At 68.2% G+C, this 4,990-nt stretch carries 8 protein-coding genes; all 8 read left to right on the top strand.

What is annotated here, in order from left to right; all coding sequences use genetic code 11:
• The first annotated feature begins 94 nt into the window (after positions 1-94).
• The 8 genes from Q0112_RS19435 to Q0112_RS05385 all read left to right on the top strand — a co-directional run bounded on the left by Q0112_RS19435 (position 95) and on the right by Q0112_RS05385 (position 4,864).
• Positions 95-250, top strand: a complete 156-nt coding sequence (locus tag Q0112_RS19435; protein ID WP_367278441.1) for an HNH endonuclease — start codon at positions 95-97, stop codon at positions 248-250.
• A gap of 76 nt (positions 251-326) precedes the next feature.
• On the top strand, positions 327-698 hold the full coding sequence (locus Q0112_RS05415) for a hypothetical protein (RefSeq protein WP_297972495.1): 372 nt from the start codon (positions 327-329) through the stop codon (positions 696-698).
• Between the two features lie 3 nt (positions 699-701).
• Positions 702-1,085 (top strand): hypothetical protein, encoded by a 384-nt coding sequence (locus Q0112_RS05410; protein ID WP_297972492.1) that lies wholly within the window; start codon positions 702-704, stop codon positions 1,083-1,085.
• Entirely contained in the window at positions 1,078-1,311 is a 234-nt protein-coding gene (locus Q0112_RS05405; RefSeq protein ID WP_297972489.1) for a hypothetical protein, read from the top strand. The genes Q0112_RS05410 and Q0112_RS05405 overlap by 8 nt, the downstream gene beginning before the upstream one ends.
• A 1-nt stretch (position 1,312) precedes the next feature.
• Positions 1,313-2,686, top strand: coding sequence for a phage portal protein (locus Q0112_RS05400; protein WP_297972486.1), 1,374 nt, complete (start codon positions 1,313-1,315; stop codon positions 2,684-2,686).
• Positions 2,667-3,887, top strand: a complete 1,221-nt coding sequence (locus tag Q0112_RS05395) for a hypothetical protein (protein ID WP_297972484.1) — start codon at positions 2,667-2,669, stop codon at positions 3,885-3,887. Before Q0112_RS05400 ends, Q0112_RS05395 begins: the two co-directional genes overlap by 20 nt.
• On the top strand, positions 3,884-4,438 hold the full coding sequence (locus tag Q0112_RS05390) for a head-tail connector protein (RefSeq protein ID WP_297972482.1): 555 nt from the start codon (positions 3,884-3,886) through the stop codon (positions 4,436-4,438). The genes Q0112_RS05395 and Q0112_RS05390 overlap by 4 nt, the downstream gene beginning before the upstream one ends.
• Before the next feature lie 63 nt (positions 4,439-4,501).
• Positions 4,502-4,864, top strand: coding sequence for a hypothetical protein (locus Q0112_RS05385; protein ID WP_297972479.1), 363 nt, complete (start codon positions 4,502-4,504; stop codon positions 4,862-4,864).
• Positions 4,865-4,990 lie beyond the last annotated feature (126 nt).

The raw sequence follows: 4,990 nt of genomic DNA, 5'->3' as shown, positions 1-4,990 counted from the left end.
GCGTCGAGTGCCAGTGGGCGATCATGCGCGCGCGCAATGCGGCGGGGTTGGACGCTGAGAAAAGGCGGATTCGGCAACGGAGAAGCCGGGCGGCATGGAGGCGAAGAGGCACGTCGATCACATCATGCCGCTCGCGCGGGGTGGGTCGAACGGGCGGTCAAACCTCCAATACCTCTGCGCGCCCTGCAACCAGACCACGAACGCGAAAGACCCAATCGACTACGCGCGGTCCATCGGGCTGCTGCTGTAGCCCGGCGCGGCGGGAAACCCGCGGTTCACCTTGTCCGCGCGAGTGCGGGAAACCCTCCAATCAGGAGCGAAACCAAATGACGGTTCGGAGATTTTCGATCCCTATCACCGTTGACGCCGACGGCGATGCGGAAGTCTACACCCCGAAGATCTTCGGGCATCTCGTCTCCGTCCGCTACGTGAAGACGGACTTCGCCGATGGCGTCGATTTCGTCGTCACGAACGAGACGACCGGCGAGACCGTCTGGTCGGAGGAGGCCGTCAACGCCTCGGCATCGCGGTATCCGCGCGCCGCGACGCACACCACGGCGGGCGCGGCGTCGCTCTATGCGAGCGGCGGCACCGCGGTGCAGGGCCGCATCGCCATCGGCGGCGACCGGCTCAAGATCGTGGTCGCGGACGGCGGCGTGTCGAAGTCCGGCACCCTCCACTTCCTGATCGAGGGCTGAGTCATGACCGTTCGCACCCATGTCATCGACGCGCCCTCGACGTCGGGCCAGGTCGGCACGCACTACTCGCCCTGGCTCTCGGGCTTCATCGAGTCCGTCGAGTACGTGAAGGCCGGCAGCAACCCCTACACCGATGGCGTCGACTTCACGATCACGTCGGATGTGACCGGCGAGAACATCTGGACCGACACCAACGTCAATGCCTCGGAGACCGTGCGCCCGCGCGCGGCTACGTGCTCGACGGCCGGCGTCGCCTCGCTCTACGCGGGGTCCGGAACGGCGGTGAACGACCGGATCGCGCTCGGCCGGGATCGCGTCAAGATAGTGCTGGCGCAGGCCGGCGCGAGCAAGAACGGCTCCTTCCGGATCACGGTCTCCGATGAGTGAGACCTGGTACGTGATGGAGGATGGCGCCGTGGGCGATCCGCTCGAGATAGCCCCGGACGATGCCGGCATCCTTCGGCACAAGGACGGCCGTGCGGTGGCCTACAAGCCGCACGGCCCCCGCTCGCGGATGGTGTCCGCCGAGGAGATCGCCGCCTATCGCACGCGCGAGATGACGGCAGAGAAACCGAAGCGGGCCTATCGCACGCGTCAGGTGAAGGCGGACTGACTTGGGCCTGTGGTCGCGCGTCAAGGGCGCCTTCGTCGGGAAGGGGGCCGAGGGGGAATTTCACCCCGGCCCCTATTTCACGGGCGACGGCTGGCTGCCGGCTGGCACGCCGTGGAACTTCTGGCAGATGGGCCAGAACCCGCGACCCTACTCCGGCGCTTCGGCGATGGTCGAAGCGTGCATCGCGGCCTATTCTCAGACCACGGCCATGTGTCCCGGCGACCACTGGCGGCTTAAGTCGGACGGCGGCCGGGAGCGTGTCACGACCTCGGCTCTGGCGCGCATTCTCAGGAAGCCGAACGACTACCAGTCGATTTCTGACTTCCTGCTGAACTTGACCCGCAGCCTCTATGCAGATGGCAACGCCTACGCACTGGCCATCCGGAACGATCGATTCGAGATCGCCGAGATGCACCTGATGCAGTCGCGCTCGTGCTCCCCGCGCGTCGCAGAGGACGGCTCAATCTTCTACGCGCTCGGCGGTAACGAGATCATCGACTCCCGCCTAGGCGCACTGGCAGCGGTTCCGGCCCGGGACGTGATGCACGTCCGGCTCCACACGCCGCGCCACCCGCTGAAGGGCGAGACGCCGCTGCTTGCCGCGGCCCTGTCCGAGGCCATGGGGAATGCGGCTCTGCAACAGCAGATCGCCTTCTTCAGCAACCAGGCGCGCCCATCGATCATGCTCTCGACAGATCAGGTTCTCACGGCGACGCAAGCGGCCGAGCTCCGGGCGCGGTGGAACGAGCAGACGCGCGGCGAGGGCGCGGGCGGGACGCCGATCCTCACGGGGGGGCTCAAGCCTGTCACTGTCTCCACGACGGCGAAGGACGCCGAGATAGCCGAGTTGCTGAAGAAGAGCGACCAAGACATCGCGCTGGCCTACCGCGTGCCTCTCCATATTCTCGGCCTCGGCGGGCCGGTGCAAGGATCGACGGAAAGCCTCATGCAGTCGTGGAAGGCCAGTGGCCTCGGCTTCTGCCTGAACCATATCGAGGAAGCCTTCGGCCGGATGTTCGGCCTTCGTGGGGTTCCGGAGGAATATGTCGAGTTCGACACGGATGCCCTGATGCGCTCGGCGTTCAAGGATCGGATCGAGGCTCTTGCGCGCGGCGTTCAGGGCGGGGTCTTCGCGCCGGATGAGGCGCGCGCGCAGATGGAACTTCCGAAGGTTCCTGGCGGCTACGGCGAGGAGCCGCGGGTGCAGCAACAGGACGTGCCGCTGAGCGCGTGGGAGAAGGGCCAGGTGGCCCAGCCGGCGACCCCGGCCCCGCCCGCGCCTCCGGCCCCGGACGAGGCCGAGGAGCCCGAGGATGCCGAACGAGCCAATCCCGACGCGATCCTCCGGCGCCTCTATGACCACCGCCTACACTGAGGCGCTGGAGCGCGCCCTTGGCCGGGTCATCGCGGACGCGGAGCGGCAGCTCGAGGTCTACCGGGAGAAGGCGGACGCGCTCATCGCGGGCCTGAGCGCGCGCCTTGTGGAGACCGAGGTTCGGTGCGCCGCGCTGGAGAGCGAAGTCCGTCGGTCGGTGGAAGAGCGCCTGGCCGCGGTGAAGGACGGCGCGCCGGGGAAGGATGCCGACCCAGCGGTCACCGCGGCGCTCGTCGCTGAGGCTCTGGAAGCGCGACTGGCGGCTGTGGAGGCGCGGGACGTTGCCGCCGAACTTCGGCCCTCGATCGAGGCCATCGGGCGCGCGCTCGATGAGCTGGAGATCCCGGAGGCGCCTGAGCTGCCCGACGTGGCTGGGATGGTGCAGGAGGCCGTGAGCGCGGCCGTGGCAGGCATCGAACCACCCCCGGATGTAGCGCCGCTGGTTGAGGCCGCCGTGCGGGCTGCCGTGGATGCGTTGCCGGGACAGGACGAGGTCGAGCGGCTGATCGCTGAGCATGTGGAGCGCGCTGTGTCGGCCTTGCCGCCAGCGGCGCCCGGCAAAGATGCCGACCCTGAGGAAATGCGCGCGGCGGTAGCTGAGGCCGTGACCGCGGCCGTGGCGGCCCTCCCGCCGGCCGAGCCAGGGAAGGACGCGGACGAGGACGCCATCGTGGCGCGGGTTCTTGCTGCGATGCCCACGAAGGACGAACTGCGCGGCCCTCCGGGTCGGCTTCCTGTCGCGAAGGCATGGATCGATGATGTGCACCGGGAGGGCGATGTGGTGCGGCACGGCGGCGCACTCTGGCAGGCGCAGCGGGATACCGGCAAGGAGCCGCCGCACGAGGATTGGGCCTGCCTCGCCGCGCCAGGCGACAAGGGTGATCCGGGCGAGAGCATGACTGTCCGCGGCACTTGGTCGGCGGAAGAGGCATACCGTCGTCTCGACGTGGTGGCGCTGGACGGCTCCGGCTTCGTGGCGAAGATGGATGATCCCGGCCCCTGCCCGGGAGATGGGTGGCAACTCGTCGCCTCGAAGGGTGGGCGCGGGAAGCCCGGCGAGCCCGGCAAGGGCATCCCCGGCCGGCCCGGCGCTCCGGTCATCGAGGGCACCGTCACCGAAGATGGGATGCTGCGGTTGACCAATGGCGACGGCTCGGTGGCCGAGGTGGATTTCTATCCCGTGCTGTCGAGGCTGAAATGACCCTGCGGCGGGTGGACGACCCGACCCTCCTGGTCACCGTCGAGCAGGCGCGCGCCAATAGCCGCATCGACTCCGACGTGGAGGATGATCTGATCGAGGCGCAAATCCGCGCTGCCACGGCGTATGCCGAACGGTGGTGCGGGACCGCCTTCGTTCCGCAGACTTGGGAGCAGGTGCTCGACGCTTTCCCCGCGAATGCGGCCGAGATCGACCTCGAAATCGGGCCGATCACGAGCGTGACGAGTATCAAGTACGACGACCCCGATGGCGTGGAGCAGACCGTCGACCCCGCGAACTACCGTGTTGACACGGTTTCTCGCCGCGGGTGGGTGATGCTGTCCGAGGGTGCGGTTTGGCCGGAGACGATGGCGACCATCAACGCGGTGCGGGTGCAGTTCGTGGTTGGCGCGGCGGACGAGGACGTCCAGCAGGCCGTCCTTTTGCTCGTGGGCCACTGGTACCAGAACCGCGAAGCGTCAGGCGAGAAGCTCGACGAACTCCCGTTCGGGGTTGCGGCGCTTCTGAACCTTCATCGGAGGCTATTCGTGTGACCACGATCATCGTCGCTACCACCGGCAGCAACACCGCCGCCGGAACCGAAGCCTGAGGGCGGCATGGCCAGGCTGCATGTCCTCGCCGGCGACCCGGTTTCGCGCTCCTACACCATCGTCGTGCACGCGGCGACGCCCGCAGGGAACAATCTCGCCGGGGTCTCCTGGGCGGCGGCGCTCGTGGCGTCGGGCCGCGCGAAGACCGTGATGACCGAAGGCAACGACCCGGGTCAGATCAGCACGGCAGAGAAGAACGCCATCCTGGCGGGGACCGTGATCGAGGGCGTCTTCAGCTTCACCGACAATCCGGCGCTGAACGATCAGCAGAGGGTCGAGATGCTGGATCAGCAGGCGACGCAAGTTCTGGCCGAGCTCCAGGCGCGGCTTGGCGTGGAGCTCCTCTACTGGGGGGCGACGCTAAGCTGATGGCCACCGCGACCCCCGCCAAAGGCAGCGCGACGGCGCTGACGATCACCCTCGCCTCGCTGGCCAACTCGACGACCGCGGGTCGCGCGAGCGCCGGCATCGACAACGGCAGCGACGACGCCATCG

It is taken from the genome of uncultured Amaricoccus sp., assembly GCF_937858865.1.
Classification (GTDB): domain Bacteria; phylum Pseudomonadota; class Alphaproteobacteria; order Rhodobacterales; family Rhodobacteraceae; genus Amaricoccus.
The sequence above is the reverse complement of the archived record's forward strand: the minus strand, read 5'-3'. Positions and strand labels throughout refer to the sequence as shown.

Bases quoted from the DNA above. Each gene is read 5' to 3' on its own strand.
- Q0112_RS05385 (WP_297972479.1), top strand. From the start codon at position 4,502: ATGGCCAGGCTGCATGTCCTCGCCGGCGACCCGGTTTCGCGCTCCTAC.
- Q0112_RS05390 (WP_297972482.1), top strand. From the start codon at position 3,884: ATGACCCTGCGGCGGGTGGACGACCCGACCCTCCTGGTCACCGTCGAG.
- Q0112_RS05405 (WP_297972489.1), top strand. From the start codon at position 1,078: ATGAGTGAGACCTGGTACGTGATGGAGGATGGCGCCGTGGGCGATCCG.
- Q0112_RS05410 (WP_297972492.1), top strand. From the start codon at position 702: ATGACCGTTCGCACCCATGTCATCGACGCGCCCTCGACGTCGGGCCAG.
- Q0112_RS05415 (WP_297972495.1), top strand. From the start codon at position 327: ATGACGGTTCGGAGATTTTCGATCCCTATCACCGTTGACGCCGACGGC.
- Q0112_RS19435 (WP_367278441.1), top strand. From the start codon at position 95: ATGGAGGCGAAGAGGCACGTCGATCACATCATGCCGCTCGCGCGGGGT.
- Q0112_RS05395 (WP_297972484.1), top strand. From the start codon at position 2,667: ATGACCACCGCCTACACTGAGGCGCTGGAGCGCGCCCTTGGCCGGGTC.